Source organism: Anaerotignum propionicum (assembly GCF_024461735.1).
In the GTDB taxonomy this organism is placed as follows: Bacteria; Bacillota; Clostridia; order Lachnospirales; family Anaerotignaceae; genus Chakrabartyella.
Genome location: NZ_JANGAD010000001.1, coordinates 297854 through 321272 on the forward strand (window position 1 = coordinate 297854; position 23419 = coordinate 321272).

The window sequence follows — 23419 nt, forward strand, 5'->3', positions numbered from 1 at the left end:
AATAAGCAAATAAGTAAAAATCGATATGATTTAGGAGGATTTTCGACAATGAGAAAGGTTCCCATTATTACCGCAGACGAAGCTGCAAAGCTCATTAAAGACGGTGATACAGTTACAACAAGTGGTTTCGTTGGAAATGCAATCCCTGAGGCTCTTGATAGAGCTGTAGAAAAAAGATTCTTAGAAACAGGCGAACCTAAAAACATTACATATGTTTATTGTGGTTCTCAAGGTAACAGAGACGGAAGAGGTGCTGAGCACTTTGCTCATGAAGGCCTTTTAAAACGTTACATCGCTGGTCACTGGGCTACAGTTCCCGCTTTGGGCAAAATGGCCATGGAAAATAAAATGGAAGCTTATAATGTATCTCAGGGTGCATTGTGCCATTTGTTCCGTGATATTGCAGCTCATAAACCAGGTGTATTTACAAAGGTTGGTATCGGTACTTTTATTGACCCCAGAAATGGTGGCGGTAAAGTTAATGATATCACCAAAGAAGATATTGTTGAATTAGTAGAGATTAAGGGCCAGGAATATTTATTCTACCCTGCTTTTCCTATTCATGTAGCTTTGATTCGTGGTACTTACGCTGATGAGAGCGGAAATATCACATTTGAGAAAGAAGTTGCTCCCTTGGAAGGAACTTCTGTATGCCAGGCTGTTAAAAACAGTGGCGGTATCGTTGTAGTTCAGGTTGAAAGAGTAGTAAAAGCTGGTACTCTTGATCCTCGTCATGTTAAAGTTCCAGGAATTTATGTTGACTATGTTGTTGTTGCTGATCCAGAAGATCATCAGCAATCTTTAGATTGTGAATATGATCCTGCTTTATCTGGCGAGCACAGAAGACCTGAAGTTGTTGGAGAACCACTTCCTTTGAGTGCAAAGAAAGTTATTGGTCGTCGTGGTGCCATCGAATTAGAAAAAGATGTTGCTGTAAATTTAGGTGTTGGTGCGCCTGAATATGTAGCAAGTGTTGCTGATGAAGAAGGCATTGTTGACTTTATGACTTTAACTGCTGAAAGTGGTGCAATTGGTGGTGTTCCTGCTGGTGGCGTTCGCTTTGGTGCTTCTTATAATGCTGATGCACTTATTGATCAAGGTTATCAATTCGATTACTATGATGGCGGCGGTTTAGACCTTTGCTATTTAGGCTTAGCTGAATGCGATGAAAAAGGCAATATCAACGTTTCAAGATTTGGCCCTCGTATCGCTGGTTGTGGTGGTTTCATCAACATTACACAAAACACACCTAAGGTATTCTTCTGTGGTACTTTCACAGCAGGTGGCTTAAAGGTTAAAATCGAAGATGGCAAGGTTATTATTGTTCAAGAAGGCAAGCAGAAAAAATTCTTGAAGTCTGTAGAACAGATTACGTTCAATGGTGATGTTGCTCTTGCAAATAAGCAGCAGGTTACTTATATTACAGAAAGATGCGTATTCCTTTTGAAGGAAGATGGTTTACATTTATCTGAAATTGCGCCTGGTATTGATTTGCAGACACAGATTCTTGATGTTATGGATTTCAAACCTATTATTGACAGAGATGCAAACGGCGAAATCAAATTGATGGATGCTGCATTGTTTGCAGAAGGCTTAATGGGTCTGAAGGAAATGAAATCTTGATTTCCAATTAATAAATAAATGTAAAATAATAAAAACCCCTGTGAAAAACAGGGGTTTTTTAATTAAAGAAAACCACCTGTACTTCAGGTGGTGAGTTTTAAGTATAAGACTTTTGTTTTCACTTATAAAACGCGTCATCATAGCATATAAAAAACGAGAAAAACGTATTTTTCATAAGCTTCTATGTTAGAAAAACCCTATTAGTGGGTGTGAAGGTTAAGCAGAGATTAATCATCTTTGTATTTTTCACTGATAACCTTAAAATCATCTGCAAGGATTAAAAAAGCTTGAACAAGCTCTTCATCAAAATGCTTTCCTGAGTCTCGACAAATGATTTTAATTGCTTCTTCATGGGTAAAGGCCAGTTTATAAACCCTTTTACTGGTTAGAGCGTCATATACATCGACTAAAGCCACAATTCTAGCGGATAGGGGAATATTTTCACCCGAAAGTCCGTTGGGATAACCGCTACCATCCCATTTTTCATGATGGCTATATGCAATTTCCTTAGGAATCTGGAGAAAATCATCAGGGCAATCCACTAATTTTTCTGCCTTTTCTATGGCTTCTTTCCCTAAAATCGTGTGGGTTTTCATGATTTCAAATTCTTCAAAGGTGAGTTTGCCCGGTTTTAATAAAATAGCATCAGGAATACCAACTTTTCCAATATCATGTAAAGGAACAGCATTAACTAGATTTTCAATTGTTTTTTCATCTAAAACGTGTGCGTATTTTGATTCCTTAGCCAGAAAGAGGCATAATTTTTTAGCATATAATTTAGTTCTTTGGAGATGATTTCCTGTTTCATTATCTCGTATTTCTGCGAGGCTTGACATAGCCATAATGGTTATTTCTTGTAAAGCAGTTACTTCTTTTGTTCTTCTTTTGACTTCATCTTCTAGGTATTGATTTCTGTTTTTCAAAATATCATTTGCTAGTTTAGCAGATAGATGTGCTTTAATTCTGGATAAAAAAATTTGGGGATTGACCGGCTTTGTTATGTAATCAACGGCGCCAAGAGTTAGGCCAATATTCTCATCTTTTGGCTCGCTTTTAGCGGTTAGAAAAATAACTGGAATGTCTTTTAGATCTTCATTCTCTTTTAGCCTGCGACATGTTTCATAGCCATCCATAACCGGCATCATAACGTCTAATAATATAATATCCGGTGGCTCTTCTTTAATCAGCTTTAACGCACGATCACCATTTAAAGCAATTCTAACATGATATTGATCTTTTAATAATTCCGAGAATAAAGTGATATTATCCGGTACGTCATCAACAACCATAACGGTATATTTTGCATCACTATCTCTAGTATTCATTTGTTTCCCTCCATTTCCCAATTGCAACCGCCGCCTCATCAAATTCATATCTAGTGATATAAGCATCTATTGTTTGAAATAGACCTTCTCCTAATATGTCCTTTAGGGCAGGGCGTATTTTGTTAAAATAGGTTATTCCTTCTACATCACCCCTTTTTAACATATCTGCTAGCTTAACAATCATCTCATCTATGTTTTCATTATTCACAGCTTCAGTAGATATGGTTTGTTCTTTATTGGTTACCATTAACACGATTTCCGTGGAAACTTTGTGGAATTCTTGCACCACATCTTCTGCGATTGCTTTTAATTCACTCAGAGGTGATTTGAGTTCTGCCATTCTTTCAAGCTGACCAGAAAGCTGATATACCTGTGTGGCACCTATATTACCAGCAACTCCTTTTAAAAGATGAGCTTGGCTTTGAAGCAGTTCATAATCTTCTAAATTATTTTTTATTTTTTCTACGATTTCAATCTGCTCGGTTGCAAATTTATAGAGAAGTTTTTCATAAAGCTCCATATTGCCGGACAGACGGTGTATACCCTTTTGGGTGTCAATTCCATATATCCTAGGGAAGGATTTTTCCATGCTTTCTGCTGATTTATCAGGCGAGATTTTAGAATAATCTTTATTTGATGTATTTTTTGCCCATTTTGAGACCATTTCCATCAGCAGTTCCGGATCAATGGGTTTGGCAATATGGTCATTCATGCCCACTTGGTAGCACTTCTCCTTTTCGTCGTACATATTTCTGGCAGTCATTGCAATGATAGGTATTTCAGCGTCTATTTCACGTATCTTTTTTGTAGCTTCAAAGCCATCCATCTCAGGCATTTGAATATCCATGAAAATTAAGTCATAGGTCTCTGTTCTACTTTTAAAACGTTGCACTGCCTGTAATCCGTTATTTGAGATTGCTACTTTGCATCCTTGATTTTGCAATAGCTCGCAGGCAATTTGCTGATTTACCTCATTGTCTTCCACCAGAAGAATATTAACCCCATGTAATAAGGTTGTTTCATATGGGAGGGATTCTTTTTGCGATATGGAGAGATCTTTGGCAAAAATGTTTACAATAGTATCATATAAACTGGATTGTGATATTGGCTTGGTTAAGAAAGCAGCAATGCCTAAATTTTGTGCGGATTTTTTCATTTCCTCCAAATCATAAGCAGTAACCAATATTACCAAAGGCTTAATTTTTATTTCTGATAATGCATTTATGCATTTTACCGTCTCCATTCCGTCCAAGTCCGGCATATTCCAATCAATCAGGAGCAGTTGATATGGCGATTCAAAACCATTCTTTTGAATCAATTCGATTGCCTGTCTTCCGGATGCAGCTAATTCCACTGAGGCACCCATATTTTCCATGTACTCTTTCATGATTTCTCCTGCCATAGGGTTATCATCTACAACAAGTGTTTTAATTTTTTTAATATCTTGTAGGGTAATACATTTTTTAGGGGATAAAGTTTCCCCAATATCGAACCACGCTGTAAAAGAAAATGTGCTACCTACATTTTCTTCACTTTCCAGCCACAACCTTCCATTCATCATTTCAGCCAGAGTCTTACTAATTGTAAGACCTAGCCCTGTTCCGCCATATTGACGTGTGATTGTATTATCAGATTGCGTAAACGCTTCAAATAATTTTTCCTGATTTTCTTTGGATATGCCAATACCAGTATCAGATACACGAAACTTCAAGCAAACTTTTTTTTCTTTTTGATCCTCTTGAGTCACATCAATACGGATTTCACCGTTATGAGTGAACTTAATGGCGTTGCTCATCAGATTCGTAATGATTTGCCCTAGGCGTAAGGGGTCGCCAATAATTTGTGCAGGTAAATTACAAGGAAGATGATAAATGACTTCTAAATTTTTCTCTCTCGCCTTAGGTATCAAAAGTTCAATGGATTTTGAGAGAACCTCATCCAGATTAAATTCCAGTGTTTCCATTTTTAGCTTTCCAGCCTCTATTTTTGAAAAGTCCAAAATATCATTGACGATACGAAGCAGGGAAGTGGCCGCATTGTTAATTTTGGAAAGATAGTCTCTTTGTTTATCTGTTAACTGAGTTTGTAATGCTAAATAGGACATTCCTATTACGGCATTCATGGGGGTTCTAATTTCATGGCTCATGTTTGCTAGAAACAAAGATTTCGCTTCTGTAGCAGCATTTGCCTGAATGAATGCATTCTGAAGTTCAATTTCCTTCTCCTTTAGCTCTGAAATATCAGTCAGAATGCCAATATAGCCACCAATGTCTCCGTTGGAAGTATAATAGGCATTCACACAATATAACATCGCTGTTTCTTTTCCATTTAGATTAGAGACAATTTGCCGAATGGTAGGTTTTCCAGTTGTTACTGACTCCTGCCGCATCTCAGTAAACCTCTGGTATTTGGGTTCATCCATCCAAGGGGTATCTTTGAGCTTTAATCCATGATGTAGATTGGGATCCGTTTGATATACCCTTGTAAATTCTGAATTTGCCCCAAGAAAAATATCTTCTTTGTCTACGTAAAAGATAGAACTTGGAATTACATCAATCAACTGACTAATGAAACGGCTTTGATCATCAAGAGTATTTTTTAAAAGCAGTGCTTCTGTGATATTTTCTTTGATACTCACGTAATAGGCAGTTTCGCCATCCTCTCCGATAATGGGGGAAATTACTGCACGCTCATAGAATTCATTTCCATTTTTATCTATATTGGTGAATTCTCCAATCCATTTTTCACCTCGAGTTATGTTTTTCCACAGGGTTTTATATGTATCCGGCTGATTTTTATTGGATTTTAAAATACGGGTGTGCTTCCCAATTACTTCGTCTAAAGTATATCCTGTTACTTCTGTAAAATATGGGTTTACGTATTTAATATTTCCTTGTTCATCAGTTATTACAATAGATAGGGGAGATTGCTCAATTACACTGGAATACAGACGAAGTTGTTCATTTTCTTCCTTTTTTAAATGAAGCTTTAACTCGGCAATGCTTAGTTGTTTCATTCTTTTTGTATATTTTTCCATAATCCAAAGAATGAAATGAATAGTCAAGGCAACGACAAAGCCCAATATTCCATCCTCCTGATGATTTATGAAGACTGAAAAAGCAGTCATGGTAAAAAGAAATAGATTGCCCATATAAGCAATGAGAAATCTTTTTCGTGTAGCATGGCAGGTTATGAATCCAATCATCGCCAAAAACTGAATTTGAACAAGAACTCCATTGAGTACCACTGTGTTTATCTGCATTTTTCCTATGGTCGTGGTCTCATGATATAAAATATAGGCCATCAATAAAAAGGAACATAAATAAAGAGATAGATAGATACCTGTTGTAATTTTCTTAGTCATATTTTTTTCTTTTCTTTCTTTTGTATTATTACTTTCATTCATAGTGTTCCGACTCCCTTCTAAGCACTAGATGATTTAAACCCGATTATCTTTAAATAGCTTTCTTTTTTATGTATTACTTTGAATGAAAGCATCTCAGAAGGCATTAATGAGAGTTTCTCATAGTTTGTAAAAGTTCTGAGCTTTCCATGAGGAATTGTTATTCCATATTCATATAGCAATTTGGTATGATTTGGTCTTGTAGATTAATTTTACCAAATACTTATTGTTCTTGTCTATTTATTATGCAAATGATTTTTAATAAAACACTATAGTCCATAGTAAACGGAAGGGCGGTAGTTTTTTATAGCATATGAAGGGTTGATGCTTAAATTGTTTCCAAAGCATAGACTTAGGTATCATTTAAGAAAAATACTTATTTGAATAAAAAAAGTAGGCAAGGGAATACCCTGCCTACTGAAATACCTTTTGATTATTTTTATTATTTATCTTTATATCCACCGCAAAAATCCACAGTAACATAAAGGTCTTTCCCTTTTTGACTAACACCTACACCTACAGAATCCACATTGGGATCAAGCAAGCTTTGAAATTGTGCCGCTGTTCTAATCCATTGGCGATAGATGTTGGTAATGTCACCCCTTTGTTTTGCAATAATCTCAGATGCACTGGTAAAAGAGATATTTTCGTTTGAAATTCTTGCAAATGGGGTGCTGCCATTGGTTCCTGTATAGCCAAGATAATTATTATCCACCATATCTTTACTATGAGCCAATGCAACACTTGAAAGTTTAGGAGCTTTTGTCAAAAGCGGCAGACCTTGCTCCTTACGTTTTACCTGAATCAAATCTAACAACTGGGTTTCTAGGGTCTCCCGTTCTGAAATGGTTAAGCCGCTTTTCTCATTGTTGCCTAAAGTAAATGCTCTTTCTTGCAACAAAATACCTCGAATAGTACCCTCATAATCTAAGGGGATGCTGGCGTAAGTTGTACTTGTTTCAACAATGCCACTATGCTCTACCATGCTGATATAATTCAGCTGCTTAATATTTGCCGAGGTACCCTCCCCATTGGTGCCAAGATAAGAGAAATATTTTGTGGGGACAAAAATTTCTACAACCTTATCATCTTTTAATGTTACGAAGAAATAATTCTCATAATCATTGACATAAACATATCTTTTTAAAGCATAAACGGTGGTATCAATTCTACTGGGCTCGCCCCAGCTTTCTTTCAATTGATTGGTGGTTTCCCCAAGAAAAACAACCTTATCTTTAATATAGACTGTTTCATAAATGTTTAAAGTCTTTTGGTCAATTTCTGAGGTAGGATTCGCTTTTTCAGGTGCCATTTCTTCAACCACTTTTGAAGGCTGCTTATTTTCATCAGTTGTTTCATTTTTGACATCAGTTGGTTCTGTTTTATTTTCTGCATAATGGCATATCTTTACCAAACCAATGACTGCTTCCTGAAAGGTTAAGCCTCTCATAGGATAAAATTTTCCGTCATCGTCTCCTACTAAGATACCAGCATTCTTGATTTTGCCAATGACTTCAATCGAAGGCTTTTCCAAGATAGAAATATCAGAAAAAGCATATTTTTCTGTTCCTGGGGTTAATGTGATACCCCAAACTTTTAAAATTCGATGGAGCAGTATAGCCAATTGCTCTCGTGTTAAGTTATCATTTGGCTTAAACTTCGTTGGTTCTGTTCCGCTGATGATTCCTGCTTCATAAGCTGCGATAACCGATGGATTATTACAGTCTGTAAAGGGACTTTCGTTTTTCGGAATCAATGTTTCTCCTTTACTTTTTTCGTATAGAAGCACTACGATTTTACAAAATTCTAGTCTTGTTATTTCTCTTTTGGCATCCAGAAGGTTCTCTTCTGTAATCAATCCCTGGTTATATGCAAATTCCATGGAAGTTTTTGCCCATGGATCAGCATTTGTCACGATTGCCCCAAAGACGGGCATGGTGCCACTCATTGCCATAAGCAGCATCATGATTACTGCGACAAACCGCTTCATGCTATCATCCTTTCTGTTTTTAATATCAAACTTTTTTTGAGCTATATAATTTGGAGGAAGTAGATTGTTCCTTCAATAGGCCCTGCAGTACAAACTTTTGTATAGAAGGATTGGTCATATTCTTATCTGATAGATAGAAAAATATTCCTCAAATACAAAAAAACGGTATAATTATGATGAAAATACGAATATTTGTGTATGATATTTTATTATTTCGTTTAATAGGGGCTTGTAGTATTAGAGTATATATTTACCCTAGGCAGAAAAAATGAACCCATGCTGGTGCTGGTTCTTTCTCAATTCAGGCTTTTCTTGATTCAGTTTGCAAGGCAAGCCATGCCTAAAAATCACTTCATAACAAAAAAATCGTCAAAATCTATGAATATTATACCATATTATCCAAAAAACGCAAAAAAAAATAAATGGTAACTTTTCCCTATATATAAACATAAGTCTGAATGATTGATTAAAGATATTTGTTTCATCATTTCCCCTTATTTTTGAAGCGTGGAAGAAACAAAAACAATAGGATGAGAGTTTTTATCCCATCCTATTTGTTAAGAGAAAATGCAACAGCCAAGTATAATATAAATTTATGAATGAACAGGGAAGATATTTTAATCAAGGTAGGGGCTCTTTGTTTGCCGATTCTGCTCCAAAACGGCGGCGGGAGCTGTCTTAATTTTAAAGATAAAATAGTAATATTTGAATAGAATCAAAAAAACAATAAAGCCTCTACCATAGGTATTGCTCATCATAAGAAAAGCAAGTATAAGCATACAAGATACAGGAATCAAAATACATAGTTTAGTTTTTAATGTCATTGAGCGGTTTTTTTCAAAGCTTTCCAAGTTGTTTTTATAAATTTTGGTTGATTTAAACCATCTGTTGAAACGTTCTGAGCCTTTTGCAAAACAAAAGGAGGCCAAAAGCAAAAAGGGGGTTGTGGGCAGAAGGGGAACAACAACACCAACTGCGCCAATGCCAAAAAATAAAAAACCCAACCCAATATATATGTACTTCAGATTAATCATCTCCTTAAAATTTTAGAATGGATTAAATGACTTAGGGCGGCAATGGGATGATATAAAAGCATCCGTGGGCCAGAGAAAGTCATCACTTCCTTTATTTTTTTACCCATGGAGGGGTTGTAGCAATGTACTTTGCAACTACTGCAAAATGTCTTTGTTTCCATAAAAGGACAGTGCTCAATTCTTTGATAGGCATAGGAAAGAAGATTATTACAATCTTCACACAAACTTAAGGATGTTTCATGTTTTTTAACACAATACAATTTGATCATGCAAAGAACCATTTGTTTTTCTTTATTGATTTTTTTTATATGATTCATAGCATTCTAGGAGGCAGAATATTTAAAAAAGCACCAGAAACATTTTTTTGAATTTGTATTTATATCCCTCTTAATAAAATCCAGTGCTTTTTTTAATATATATCTGGAATCTGCAATCCTAGCTGAGTCGCCCCCTTTCGGCTGAATAAATTTTTGAAGCAATACCTAAAGTTGATTTTCTATGGGAAACCAAAAGGATTGTAACATTTTCGGCTTCATAAAGGGATTTTAAAATGATTCCCTCATTTAAACTATCAAGATTACTGGTGGGTTCATCCAAAAGCATAAAAGGTGCCCCTGAGAGAAATGCTCTTGCCAGACCAATGCGTTGTTTTTCCCCACCTGAAAGCTTATCCCCCAATTCTCCGATGGAGGTTTCATAACCCTTGGGAAGTGTTTCCACAAATTCATGGAGGGAGGCCTTTTTTGCCGCCGCTATTATTTCATCTTCAGTGGAATTCGCCTTTGCAAGGCGAATATTGTTGCCAATGGTATCATGAAAGAGGTAGGTTTCCTGTGTGCAGTAACTTTCACTATTACGCAGGGATTTGGTATTAATTTCTTCTATCTCGGTACCAGAAAGAGTGATGCTTCCTGAATTTTTGTCCCAAAACCGCATGAGCAGTTTTAACAGGGTGGATTTTCCACAGCCGCTTTTTCCATGAATACCGATAATACATCCATTTGGTATGTCAATGGAGAGATTTTCTAATATATTTTCTTCATTGTAAGCAAAGGTTAAATTTTGGCATCGGGCATTTTCAAAGAAAATATTTTGTCCATCTGTTTTTTCTAGAACTTCAGGGGTTTCCTCCAGAAGGGAAAGAACACGTTCTCCGCTAGCCAGGGTATGGGCTAGATTATTGGAGAGATTACTTAAAGCAACAACAGGTCCAAAGGAGCTCATTAGGGTTACTGTCGCAAGTAAAGCCTTTTCAAATGAAAGAATCCCATTAGAAAATAGTGTCATTGACGAAAACAGCATGATTGCTGTAAATCCAAGGATTGTGATTTCCGTGATTGCTTTTGTAAAGCCTTCCGCTTCTTTTAGTTTTTTCTGTTTTTCAGACAAGGCATTTGTTAGGTCATTGATTTCATTCAGGCGGGTAATCGTTTGACCATATTGTAGAAGCTCATCTAGACCACGTAGGCTTTCCAAAAAAGAAGCGTTCAAATTGCCAACAGTATTGCGATACTCCATCCCATAGGCTTTTATTTTTCTCCCATTTAAAATGGGGATGACAGCACCAATGCAAATATAGGAGCTTGCGGCGATGACCCCAAGCGTGAGGGAAAAGCTGCCAATAAAGATTACAAAAAGCATAGAAGTAATTACGCCGATTGCAATTGGTGAAATGGTATGGGCATAAAAAACCTCTAACAGTTCAATATCTTCTGTGATAATAGAAATTAGATTTCCTTTGTTTCTTCCTTCCAGCTTTGCTGGACATAAGCGGCGCAATGTAGAAAATACTTTATCTCGTATAATGGCTAATAGCTTAAAAGCAATGTAGTGATTGCAGCTTTGTTCACCGTAGCGAAAGAAACCGCGTAATACAGCGAAAAGAATCAGCAGAGAGAAGATGGTATTCAGGGTGAAATAAACTTCGAAGCCAAGGAGTTTCAGTGCTGCACTTGTTCCTAGAATGGTTAAGGAAATAGAGCAGAGAAAGCCAAGCACTCCTAAAATGATTGCTAAGAGCATGAAATGAAGCAGAGGACGAATAAGCCCAATGAGGCCTGCCATAATTTTAATCCCACTTCTACGCATATTGTGCACCGCCTTTCCCATATTCCTCCAGGCTCTTCTGTTGATTGAATAGCTGGGAATAGAGAGAATGGGTTTCCATCAGTTCATTATGGGTGCCATTTTGAAGAATACGCCCTTCATCCAAAACATAAATACAATTGGCATTTACAACATTGGCAAGGCGATGAGAGATTAAAATCACTGTTTTTGTCTTTGTCAGTTGCTCAATGGCTTTCATGATATAGGCTTCACTCTCTGCATCGATATTTGAAGTAGCTTCATCAAAGATATAAATAGGGGTATTGTGAAGCAATGCCCGTGCCAAAGCCAGACGTTGCCGCTGACCGCCAGATAGATTGCTTCCTTGCTCAGCAATAGGAGTTTCTAACCCTTTTTCATTTTGAATAAAGTCTAAAAAATTTACTCGCTGGAGAACAGAATAAAGCTCCTCATCAGTTGCATCTGGTTTTGCCATTCTTAAATTATAAGCAATTGTTCCTTGAAACAGATAGCTATTATGGTTCACAAAAGTAATGCTCTCCATCAGACTTTTTTCACTTAATCTTTTTAACTCAATTCCACCAATTTGTATACTTCCCTTATAATCCATTAAAGCACCTTTCAAAAGCCCTGCCAATGTAGATTTACCACAGCCGCTTTTTCCCACCAACGAAATAAAGGTATTTTTGGGTATCTTTAAAGAGGTATTCTGAAGAATTTTTTTCTCATTCTCATATTGAAAGGAGACATTTTCCAAAAGAATATCAAGGCCTTCAATTGTTTCAGTACCCTTTTGAGAAATGGGTGTGTCTAAAACTGTAAAAATTTTGTCTGCCGCTGCCATCCCATTCATTGCAATATGAAAGAAAGAGCCCAAAAGTCTGAGGGGGATAAAGAATTCTGCGGATAGCAAAATGATTGCCATTGTTTGAAATAACCCAATTTTATCATGGGAAAATTCTAAAACAGCAAGAAGAATTCCCATTGAAGCACCACCATAGGCAACCAAATCCATAACGGAGATTGAGTTTAGTTGCATGGCGAGAACTTTCATTGTGATTTTACGAAAAGTTTCTGCATTCCCATTCATTTCTTTTTGTTTCATCTCGTCTGCCTGATAGATTTTCAGAGTAGTCATTCCCTGTAAGTTTTCCAAAAAAGAATCTCCCAAGTCAGTGTATGCAGTCCAATATTTGCTTAATAATTTTTTTGCAAACTTTTGAACAGCAATAATCGAAAGAGGAATAAAAGGGACACATAGAAGCAGAACAACAGATGCTTTGAAACAGATGGTGGAGAGAACAAAAAACAATGTAATTGGAGCAATCAAGCTATAAAAAAGTTGAGGCAAATATTGTGAAAAATAAATCTCAAGCTGATTTACCCCTTCGGTACTAATTTGCACAACCTCGGCTGTAGATATTTTATCCTTATAGCTGGTGCCAATTTGTGTAAGCTTTGTATATATCTTTTCTCTCAAAAGGCGTTTCACATTTTTTGAAGATTGAAAGGCTGTTTTTGATGAGAATAAGTTGGCTAAAAAACGAAGAATACCAAAAAGTATTATTATACCACCTGTTTTCTGCGCCAAGGACATATCGATAGTTCTATTTTGATAGGTTGAATCTATTAAAACGCAAATGGAAAGCATGATGAAAATATTGCAAATCAGACTAAACCATTGTAAAAGAACTGTTGCCACAATATATTTTTTTATATTTGGGGCAAGTTCCAAAAGACGCTTGTGAAACATAAAAAAGCCCTCCTAAATAAAAAGTGATACGCTAGTTTGTGCGTACTTCTTAAAATTTAAACGGGCGAGGTTTATGGCAAGACTATAGCATATTCATAGTTTGATGTCAATTTAAAAAAGAGAGACTTTGCTTCGAGAGGTGTTGACAAAAGAAACAAGGAGTGTTATTTTCAAAGCATAAATAGTTAGTATAAGAAAACTGGGAGAAAAAGAACAGTCTTGAAAGTTTGTAATTGATTAATATTAGAAATTTTCAGGTTTAGAAATTGCCAAATGAAGGTGTAATAAAATAACAAAAAAGAGAGGAGATTGAGAATGAAAGAAAGAACGGTTTTAGATGGTTTTACAGAAGCCCAACTGAAGTATATTTTAATCATAAGTGCACTGCAGGATTCCTATGCCACGCTGACTGGCATTGCGGAAAATTTGGGTGTGAAAAAACCCAGTGCTTGTCGGATGATTTATCAACTAAAAGATATGGGTGTACTAAAAACAGATGAAAGCAACCGATTTAAGAGAGTTTTTTTAACGGAGTTTGGAAATAGTATTGCTGCAATGCTGGAGCATCAGCAATATATGATGTACAGACTGTTAACCCAGCAATTGGGAACAGATTCGGAGACAGCTCAGCGTCAGGTAGAGAAGCTTCTTGGGAAGCTAGAGCCAGAAGTGGTGTCTCTTTTGGAGGTTAAATTTAATGGGCTTTGTGAAGAGGATGGTTTTCGTGAAGAGATTTATGACGCAAAGCAATGGGAGAGTCCAGGTGATGGCAGTTATTTCATTCCATTTACAATTTTAAAGGCTGATAGCGACATGATATCCATGGGTAATAAAGGATTTGAACATCCTTGTATTTTGGTGTTTAATAACGAAAAACAAGAGGTAGTATTAAAATCAAGGGATATTTTTTATAAATCTATTTTAGGAAAATGCCTTTATGGAAAATTAAGCTCTATGAAGTTTAAAAATAGGAAGACAGATACATACCAATCTGTGGAGTGTACCCATTCTGTATACAGATTACCGTTAAGTGAAATGAAATGTAAATATGATTCACAAGGAAAAATCATAACCGGTGTAATCAGAATTATGGCAAGAGCAACTGTGGGCGTTTTTCATATGGCGGAAGCAGAAGCGGATTTAGTGCTTGACTTAACAGCTGTTGAAATAAACAGTAGATAAAAACATAGTGGTTGGTGGTAATGTGCCATCTATTATATTATTATAGTATTGTTTTACGAGTTAGAGGTTCATACATAGAAAGACCGGTAAAATTTATAGGGAAAAATTAGAAAATAGGTTTGACAACAATCTTTTGGTATGATATAGTTTATCTATAAGTTAGTCAAAACTAACAAATTGGAAATATCATACTTACAATTTTGTAAATTGATGAAAAACGGGCGAGGTATTACATCAATTATAACATTGTTGCTGCCATAAAAAACGTAAATTTTCAAGGAATGACCTTTGTGTCGTTCCTTGTACTATTTTTACGGGAAATTAGCCTAGTCTAATGCTTGGCAGCCTAGGAAAATATAAAGGTAGGTATGATAAACTTACGAATGCAGTGTCAGCAGATTTTATATGATACATAGAAGTTAGCTTAAGATAACAATCGGAGTTGTGTACAAAAATTAAGCTGGAAAATGTTTATAATGGCCGAGGTGAACACTGATGAAACAATTCAAGTACTTCGGTTTGATTATAAAAATAGAATATAAAAGGAGGTATTAAAGAAAAAACGGAAAGAATCGCAACATAATAGAGCAACAAAGCAAAAACCGGTTTTCGCCGAAAAGTGGGCAGTCAAGATAACTTAATATTTACTTATAAAAGGGAGGAATTGTTATGAGAAATTTATTAAAGAAAATTACAGGTTTGGGTATGGCAACAATGATGGCTTTGAGCATGGGAGTGGTAGCGTTTGCCCAAGAGGCACCCGGGTATGTGACATTCTTCAAAAGTGGCAGCAGCACTGCAGTTTCAATGACACAAAAAGCCATCGCTGACTATTCCAGCAAGGTTCAGGTGGGCGATAACTATGTTTACACCATTAATCTTCAAACCTTTGAAATGACAAAAATGGGGGTATCGGGCGAGGGTTATATGACAGGTATTGCATTAGGTTCCGCAGCTAAGAATGCAGGTATTACTGCCTCGGTAACCAATGGTGGTGATAAGTTAATTGTATCTGTTCCAACAAATCTTGTAATCAACGGTAATTCTGCCAAATATGATGCAAAGATAGAAGCGGAGGTCGAACTATTATGGGGAATTAAGTTTGATATGCCTTCTTCAGTAAATCTAGCTATTACAGACTCACAGTTGACATATTCTGAATAACCAATACATCCTTTTCACTAAATTATTTTAAGAGCCGAAGGCTTAGCGGCTTTTGGCTCCATTTTTTATTGTATATTGAAATACTTCAAGCAAGGTTTTCTAAGGAACTTATTGTTAAAGAAGTTATTGAGAAACTCAATATAGGGGGAGTGAACCAAATTGAAATATAAAAAGTATTTGACAATGTTTTTGGCGGGTACATTGGTGGTTTCATCATCGCCGTCGAAAATTTTTGCAGATTCATACGAACAGCAGGTTGAACAGCAGGAGGGTTCTGGGCAAACAGATATTGACAAAACAGTAGTAGAAGAAGCAGATAAAGGGGAACCCCAGATTGAAGCAGAATCAGAGGGCGTAGAGACAGGTAATGCAGTCCGAGAGGAAATAGAAACGGGGGATACAAAAACAAATGAAGCAGAAACAAGCGATAAAGAAGCAAGCAATACAGAAAGAGGTAATTCACAAATAGTCGAGAAAGAAACGGGAGAAATAGAGTCGGGAAAAACAGAAACAGGCAGCACAGAGAATGAGGAAACAGGAAAAGGGGAAACAGAAACAGCAGAAGGTACGGAAAATACGGAGGAATCCGAAAATATAAAAGAGGGCGAGGAAGCCCCCATACAGGAAGTAAGTGTGCTTGAAGCTAGCTTGGTATCCAGTACTGTTATTGTAGAGGCACCTGCTATTACAACCCATGATAGCTATGATATCAGTCAGACCTACTATGCAAACAATGCAACAGTAAGTGTTGATATAGCAGTACCCGATGATACCCAGGTATATTATACAATAGATGGTACAGATCCAGCAGACAGTGGATCAAGACAGCTTTATAGTGGGGTATTTAATGTGACTGCATCGGGCACAGATGCAGAAGTACTGACAATAAAAGCTGTTGCTACGCAGGAGGTAACAGGAGAAGAGAACACAACAACCCAATATTCAGAATTGATTTCAAAGGAGATATGCTTTATTGCAGCAGTTGATGTGTCGAAGCCTGTGATTAAAGCATATGACAGCAGCGGAGATTCTCAGGATAGTTATTCTTATTTATCACCAGTAACGGTTGAGATTGCTGCACCTTTTAATACAGAGGTATTGTTTACAACAGATGGCACTGACCCTATTCAAAGTGACACAAAACAGCTTTATAAAGGTTCGTTTACAGTATCACTTCCTATGGCACAATACACGTCGGGAGGAACAACAGAAATAAAGGCGGTGGTAAGAACAGGGGTTGAGTGTGGCAATGGAGAAATGATCTATGTATATTCTGATTTAGTGAGTAGTTCCATTGTATTTCGAGCTGCGGCAACATTAAAGAACCCGACAATAAAAGCTACGCAGAAAGTAAGCGGTACGGTTACAACAACATCATCACTGCAGAAGAGTATATCTAATATAGCTAACAATGAAACGGTTGTGATTGAAATTACCCATCCAAACGATGCCTCAAGTAGAATATTGTATACCTTAGACGATACCGATCCAAGGGAGAGTGAAACAGCATTAGTTTATACGGATAAATTTTCAATAACTGCCAGCGGTCTAGCAGCTGAGGCCGTGGTGGTTAGAGTCACGGTTGAGATAATGGACGGTACACAAAAAACATATACATCTCCCAGAAAACTTACTCTGAATTTTTTGCAGGAAGATATTGCTGCACCTGAGCTTTCTTTCACCCCATTGGAAAATGGTGAATCAAAATATAAGAATATGACAGAGGTTACTGCCAATATTACAAATTATGATTCAAAGTTGAGATATGTTTATACCCTTGATGGAATAGACCCGACCTTGGAGGGCAGCGCTTATGATAGTAGCACAGGAATTATGGGTATTAAAGCTCCATCCCAGGCCGGAGGTAAGGTAACCATTAAGGTTGCAGCTGTGAAGGATGATAAATATTTATCTTCTATAACCACTAAGGAAATATATTTTAAACCAAATGAAGATTTGATACTAACGCAAGGGAATTATATAGCTGATTTTGTAATAAAATGCAATGATGGAAACAATGCATGGTTGAAGGATTACATAGACACCAAGGATGTTGAGATTAATGTAGATAGTGACGGTAAAATGAGCCTTACAATACGTTTTGTTGAGAAAACTACCGATACTGAAGCAGTTGAAGCTTACAAGTTCAAATCTGCAAAAATGGTGAGTCATGAAGGTGATGAAACAGACCTTGTTTTTGAAGAACCATTGGAGACAAAGTCTTATATGTATAGTTCAAACAGCACCTATATTATAAAAACAGTATCGCTGCCTATGGAGTCCCTTTCCGCTGATGTTCCAGTGCAATTTCAAAATAACAGCGGTGTGTGGGTAGATTTTGTGTTCACCCTAAATTCACAGCCAAAGCCGGTTTCAATAAAAGCAATAGACAATTCGGTTCTCAGCTATTCATTAAAAACAGATAGCAAGGCATTCTGTTATGATGGATATAGACAAAGCAAATCCAAAATTGACATTTATTTTCAAAACAAAGGTTATTCAGCAACAAGACCTATGGTTTATTATTTTACAGCAGATGATACAGAGGAAATAGGTTTTGAATCCAGATCAACGAATTTACCAGTTGTAAATTCTTTAACGGTTGCTACAAATTATGAAGGAGCGGCTGAAGATGCATATGAAATATTTACCAAAAATGTTGCACCACATATCCTGAATATAAGAGTGAAAGGTTATGTTGAAGGTTTAGGGTGGACAGATGAAATTTCTATTCCTTTAAAATTTAATGCAAGGGCTTTGTCAAGTGAAATTGTAGATGCCAATGGAACGGGCACAAAGATGACCACAACCGGAACGTTTCGTGATGGGAAAAGTGACTTAGGATATACCATTCCATATGATACAGTTTTTAAAGTGGATACCGAAGTGGATAAAACTAAAACAGAGATTTATTCTAACTTGATTTCGCAGGTAAATTCGGAACATGGTAGTAGCAAAAAAAAGGTACTAAATATTACTTTGGCAACACCTAGCGGTGGGCAAGTGAAGGTTTTGGATGCTTATGGAGAATTTAAGGAGTCTTTTATTAGTATTCCACAAACCGAAGGGTTCCCTGTGGAAGCGGTTTCGGTATATCACATCAATAAAGCCGGAACGGAGGCCATATTACTTCCTCTATATGCTGGAAGTAATGAAATAGGCTATGGGATGTATAGAATAACAAATGAATATCCTGATGGGGTTTATGTGTTGGTTGCAGGAGAGAATGCTGACATGCCCGCTCTGGCAAACGGATATTATTATGCAAATGCAAGACTAAAGGACGGCAATAATAAGTTTGAAGCCAATGAATATGAGGATATGATAGACAACAAGTACCAGCAGGGATATGCAATGCTGGATATCAGAACTTATTCAAAATATTTGTATCTTCCCCTTGCAAACAAAAATGGGGAGTATGTAAAAGATTTTTATTACTATGATTATACAAAGAATGAATATGTGAAAGCGGCGGCTGAGGAAACCTATACAGTAAATGGTGAAAAATATGTAAAACTAGCTAAAATACCCATAACTACAAAAAAGGCTTACTTAAATGTGTATTTTACAACCTCGGCAGGAAAAAACCAGTACGGAATCATAGAAATGGATTACAGCAGTGTTACCTCGGCAACAGGGATACCTACGCAAGCGCCGAAAATGACAACTGCAACAGGAGCCACCACTTATGTGAATGATGGTAAGGCCGTTGTGTCCTTAGCCACTGCATCTGAAAATGCAAAAATTTACTATACCTGTACCAGTGGAAATACAGGGATAGATCCTGATACAACAAAGGCAAGCCAAATTTATAAGAATACCTTTGAATTATCCACAGAAAACAAAGAAGGAGAGATATTTACCATTCGTGCAGTTACGGTGAAAAGTGGATATATCACCTCAGACATTATGGAATTTAAGATATCTTTTCACAAAGAGGGGATGGCTGCAATAACCGCAGAAAAACCGATTATTTTTGCAAAATACAAAAGTGGGGATACAGCTGCAAATGGCATCTACACTGTGAACATATCAAGTGCAACTGATGGAACATCGGTTTATTATACTACGGATGGTTCTATGCCTTCGGAACAAAATGGTGCATTATATACAACAAGCTTTGAGGTGCCCGCCATTACCAATGGTGCGCCCACAGTCATTCAGGCAATTGCTGTGGGTGCTAATGTCAATGCTTCTGAGATTGCAAAGAAAACCATTGAGTTTTCATCAAATTGGTGGGATAACATGGAGCCAGGTTATAGCTACGCAGTGCAGATTAAGATGTTGAACTTTGCCAATAATAGCCTTCTATCTATGGGAAATGGAGCATTGACGGGTAAGGCGGTCTTAAAAGTGGATGCAGAGGGAAATCACTTTTTAACAGTGCCTTTTCAGGGCATTAATATGGGTGCCGGTTTAGGTTACTTGATTGATATGTGGTACTTTGAGAATGAAGAAGCAACGGCAGAAGATAAATGGAAAGAAACGAAGATTCAAGGTAACTATACATATTCCGTTTCAGGCAAGATTGCAACGGTAACCATACCTTTATTTAACAATCATTCCAAGGTATCCGTTGGTATTGAATCGGATTTTCAGGCTATGGGTAAGCAAAGGGCTACTTTATCCTTGGATTATTCCAAGGTTATTGAAGCTGTTACAGGCGATGTTGTGGTGGTGGAAAAACAAGTTGAGTCACCTATCATTGACGGAGTCTTAAGCGCAAAAGGCGATGCTATGACAATTACAATTTCTTTGCCATCAGCCAGTGAAGTGCAGGATGCTGACATTTACTATATTGTTAGTGGAGAAGATGATGCTGTTGTTGATAAGATAACAAAAAATAAGTATTCAGGGGCATTTACAATTAGCAAATCTGAGGCGGCTGCTTTTGGCGGGATAGATGATACAGTAAATGTACTTGCAGTGGCCGTAAAGAACGGATACATAGATTCTCTTATAAATGTAAAAAAGTTCACTTTTAATACATCAGCTATAGATCCTACCAAGCCGATTGAGGGGGAGGTTGATGTTACAAAGGATGGAAAATATTGGGTATATGTAAGCCTTTACAAAGCCAATGATAATGAGCTTTCCATGGGCAATGTAGCATTTGAGAATAATTCAAAGGCTCTTATTGTAACAAGTGGCGGAAAGTCAGTGATTCAGATGGGTTCAAATCCTGTAAAGATTCCTCCCTATTATTCCGCTCTACAAGAGTTTCAGTTTAAAAATGCTGGAGGAACATATCAGCTTGCTACGGCATTGGACACAAAGGAGATTAAAACCACTTATAACGGAGTTGACTATTCCTTTGATTATTTGAAAAAATTTGAATTTACTTTACCAAGTGTTACAGATAGTTTTATTGATGTAAAGGTGAAGGTACCCTATACCATCATGGATTCTGCAGTGGGGGATAATGCAATTCCTGCAAGACTGAAAATTGATTGGAGCGGTATTACTGCTGCCAAGGATTCTGATGAGCTTCGTGCCAGCGATTCTGTGGCGGAAAGTACAATTGCCATTAAGAGTAATCCCATTGATGCAACTGACCCTAAAACGGGAATTCGTCTTGTGGCTCCGGCTGATGTTTTAATGGAGGGCACAACGCTTGCCGTTGCAGAAATTAAGACGGGAGCTCAGTTTAAACTGGTACAGAAGGCCATGGGGGATGAATTTACCAAGTTTACTGCATTTAGTATCTTTGCAATGCTGGATGAAAAAGAAACAACACCATTAGGAAATGTAAAAATATTTATTCCCATCCCTGAGGGCTTTGATGAACAAAGGGTTGCTTTATACAGAGTGAATGAGGATGGAACAAAGACTCTGGTTCGTGGAACTGTGAATCATGGTGGATTAATTCCAGCGGCAAGTGGAGGGGAACCAATTTATTTTGAATTTGAGACTGACAAACTTGGCTTATTTGTGATAGTTGAAACGGATGAGGTTTTAAATGTTCCTGTTGTTGCTGAAGTGTTTGAAGAAAAAGAGTTGTTTGATGACATTTCTGGGCACTGGGCTAAGGAATACATTAAAAAAGCTGTTGGAATGGGAATTTTCCATGGGATTAGCGACTCAAGCTTTGAACCAAATGCAAAAATGACAAGAGGGATGTTTGTTACAGTTCTCGGGAAAATGGAAGGGATCACATCAAAAACCTATAGAGGAGATAAATTCAGTGACGTAAAGGATGGGGATTATTATTCTTCCTTTGTGCTTTGGGCTTCTGATACGGGTATTGCAAGGGGGATTGATGAGAATCATTTTGCTCCGAATGCAACAATTACTAGGGAACAGGTGGCTGCTATGCTTTCAAAGTATGCCCAGATGAAAGGGTTAGAGCTTAAAAGTGACGGAAATCACGACTTTGCTGATGGTACTGACGTTAGTAATTGGGCAAAGGATAGTGTAGAGGCCCTTGCAAAGGCAGGTGTTCTCAGTGGACGTGAGAATAGAACCTTTGCGCCAAAGGATGCCGCTTCCAGAGCGGAAGTAGCAGTTATTTTGGTGAAGTTTATGGAGGAGTACATGATTTCGCAGAAAGCGTTAGAAACTGAAAACATTTAAAAGATGTAGTGCTTTCGTCCCCTTTTGTTTCACACAATAAAATAGGCAGAGCCCTTCCTTTAGGAGGGGCTGACTGTCAATAAAAGCGGAGGTAAAAAATGAGAGATAGAAGCTTGAAAAGAGTAATTTCTATTTTTATGGCTGTGATTTTCTGCAGCTGTATGCAGCTAAATGCATTTGCCCTAAGTGACGGTATTTATACGGCGGATACCCTTACCTATTATATCAATCCTGACACAGAAAAGACTGATGACGGTGGAACGGGAAATGCAGAAATCGGCGAGGGAATGTGCAGAAGTGCTGTATATGAAAAGGCATTGGTCGAGCAACAGGATGGAAAGATATGGGTTAGTTTAAGAATGCTTTTATACAGCCATATATCTAATATCAGAATCTATACTCAGAATACACCAAAGGGAGCCTACACTGAGGTAAAGTATTCTGTTATGGCGGAGAATTCCACAAATGATAGCGGGGATTTGCGCTTTGAGGTGCCCTCAGCAGATTGCCTTGTAAAAACAAAAATGTATGTCGCACCAATGGGCAGAGATGTCTGTTTTTATTGGAAGGTAGATGCATCAACAGCCCAAAGCGGAAATGCTGATTTTGTTAAAACAATTAAATTAGGAACAAAAACAACAAAGAAGGAGGGATTTACAGATATTTCTTCTCACTGGGCAAAAGCTGATATTGAGAGTGTTGTTTCAAAGAAGCTTTTCAGTGGAACAAGCGATTCTACCTTTAGCCCTGATACTGCAATGACAAGAGGAATGTTTGTAACCGTATTAGGCAGATTGAGCGGAGAGGATGTTTCTAAATACAACAGCGGAAAATTTCGGGATGTAGGTGCAAATCAGTATTATGCAAAATATATTGGATGGGCAAATGCAAAAGGAATTGTTTCCGGTGTGACAGAGACAACATTTCAGCCCAATGCACCAGTGACGTGTGAACAGGCGACGGCAATTTTGGTAAAGTATATGGAATACAAGGGAATTCCCTTTAAAACCAACGGTTCTGTGACAAAAATGGATTCAGTAAGCTCATGGGCGAAGAAGAGCGTGGAAAAGGCCGGATTGGCAGGGATAATTTCAAGCCAAAATACAAATGGATTCCAATTTAAATCCTCAGCCACCAGAGCTGATGTGGCATCTATGGTTATGAATATGGTTAACGGAGCTGAAAAATAAGCAGCTTTATGCTCAGATAAAATACCAGAGTTATGGACGATAGGGACTGTAGGAATTTAGATTATGAAGTTGGAAAAAACGAATATTCAGATCAATTACAAATCAATTTAGTCCT

The 23419-nt window shown here is 37.3% G+C and carries 12 protein-coding genes; 5 read left to right on the plus strand and 7 right to left on the minus strand.

What is annotated here, in order from left to right:
• Positions 1 to 48: 48 nt before the first annotated feature.
• Complete coding sequence (locus tag NE558_RS01620) at positions 49 to 1623, plus strand: acyl CoA:acetate/3-ketoacid CoA transferase (protein WP_256148167.1); 1575 nt, start codon at positions 49 to 51, stop codon at positions 1621 to 1623.
• A 227-nt stretch (positions 1624 to 1850) separates the two neighbouring features.
• On the opposite strand, the gene NE558_RS01625 is transcribed toward NE558_RS01620, so the two are convergent.
• The 7 genes from NE558_RS01625 to NE558_RS01655 form a co-directional block, all read right to left on the minus strand.
• The gene (locus NE558_RS01625; RefSeq protein ID WP_256148168.1) at positions 1851 to 2948 is read right to left on the minus strand and encodes a response regulator; all 1098 of its coding nucleotides are present in this window, start codon (positions 2946 to 2948) and stop codon (positions 1851 to 1853) included.
• The gene (locus NE558_RS01630) at positions 2938 to 6354 is read right to left on the minus strand and encodes a response regulator (RefSeq protein ID WP_256148169.1); all 3417 of its coding nucleotides are present in this window, start codon (positions 6352 to 6354) and stop codon (positions 2938 to 2940) included. The genes NE558_RS01625 and NE558_RS01630 overlap by 11 nt, the downstream gene beginning before the upstream one ends.
• Before the next feature lie 439 nt (positions 6355 to 6793).
• Positions 6794 to 8341 (minus strand): S-layer homology domain-containing protein, encoded by a 1548-nt coding sequence (locus NE558_RS01635; protein WP_256148170.1) that lies wholly within the window; start codon positions 8339 to 8341, stop codon positions 6794 to 6796.
• Positions 8342 to 8958: 617 nt separating this feature from the next.
• Complete coding sequence (locus NE558_RS01640) at positions 8959 to 9375, minus strand: YbaN family protein (RefSeq protein ID WP_256148171.1); 417 nt, start codon at positions 9373 to 9375, stop codon at positions 8959 to 8961.
• Entirely contained in the window at positions 9372 to 9692 is a 321-nt protein-coding gene (locus NE558_RS14655; RefSeq protein ID WP_256148172.1) for a nitrous oxide-stimulated promoter family protein, read from the minus strand. Before NE558_RS14655 ends, NE558_RS01640 begins: the two co-directional genes overlap by 4 nt.
• Positions 9693 to 9810: 118 nt before the next feature.
• Positions 9811 to 11463, minus strand: coding sequence for an amino acid ABC transporter ATP-binding/permease protein (locus NE558_RS01650; protein WP_256148173.1), 1653 nt, complete (start codon positions 11461 to 11463; stop codon positions 9811 to 9813).
• Positions 11456 to 13195 (minus strand): ABC transporter ATP-binding protein/permease, encoded by a 1740-nt coding sequence (locus tag NE558_RS01655; protein WP_256148174.1) that lies wholly within the window; start codon positions 13193 to 13195, stop codon positions 11456 to 11458. Before NE558_RS01655 ends, NE558_RS01650 begins: the two co-directional genes overlap by 8 nt.
• A gap of 315 nt (positions 13196 to 13510) precedes the next feature.
• On the opposite strand from NE558_RS01655, the gene NE558_RS01660 reads away from it, so the two are divergent.
• From NE558_RS01660 to NE558_RS01675, 4 genes are all read left to right on the plus strand, one after another.
• The gene (locus NE558_RS01660; protein ID WP_256148175.1) at positions 13511 to 14377 is read left to right on the plus strand and encodes a hypothetical protein; all 867 of its coding nucleotides are present in this window, start codon (positions 13511 to 13513) and stop codon (positions 14375 to 14377) included.
• A gap of 669 nt (positions 14378 to 15046) precedes the next feature.
• On the plus strand, positions 15047 to 15541 hold the full coding sequence (locus NE558_RS01665; protein ID WP_256148176.1) for a hypothetical protein: 495 nt from the start codon (positions 15047 to 15049) through the stop codon (positions 15539 to 15541).
• Positions 15542 to 15700: 159 nt separating this feature from the next.
• Positions 15701 to 22114: an S-layer homology domain-containing protein gene (locus NE558_RS01670; protein WP_256148177.1), complete on the plus strand. Its 6414-nt coding sequence runs from the start codon at positions 15701 to 15703 to the stop codon at positions 22112 to 22114.
• Between the two features lie 98 nt (positions 22115 to 22212).
• Entirely contained in the window at positions 22213 to 23304 is a 1092-nt protein-coding gene (locus tag NE558_RS01675) for a heme-binding Shp domain-containing protein (protein ID WP_256148178.1), read from the plus strand.
• Positions 23305 to 23419: the final 115 nt, after the last annotated feature.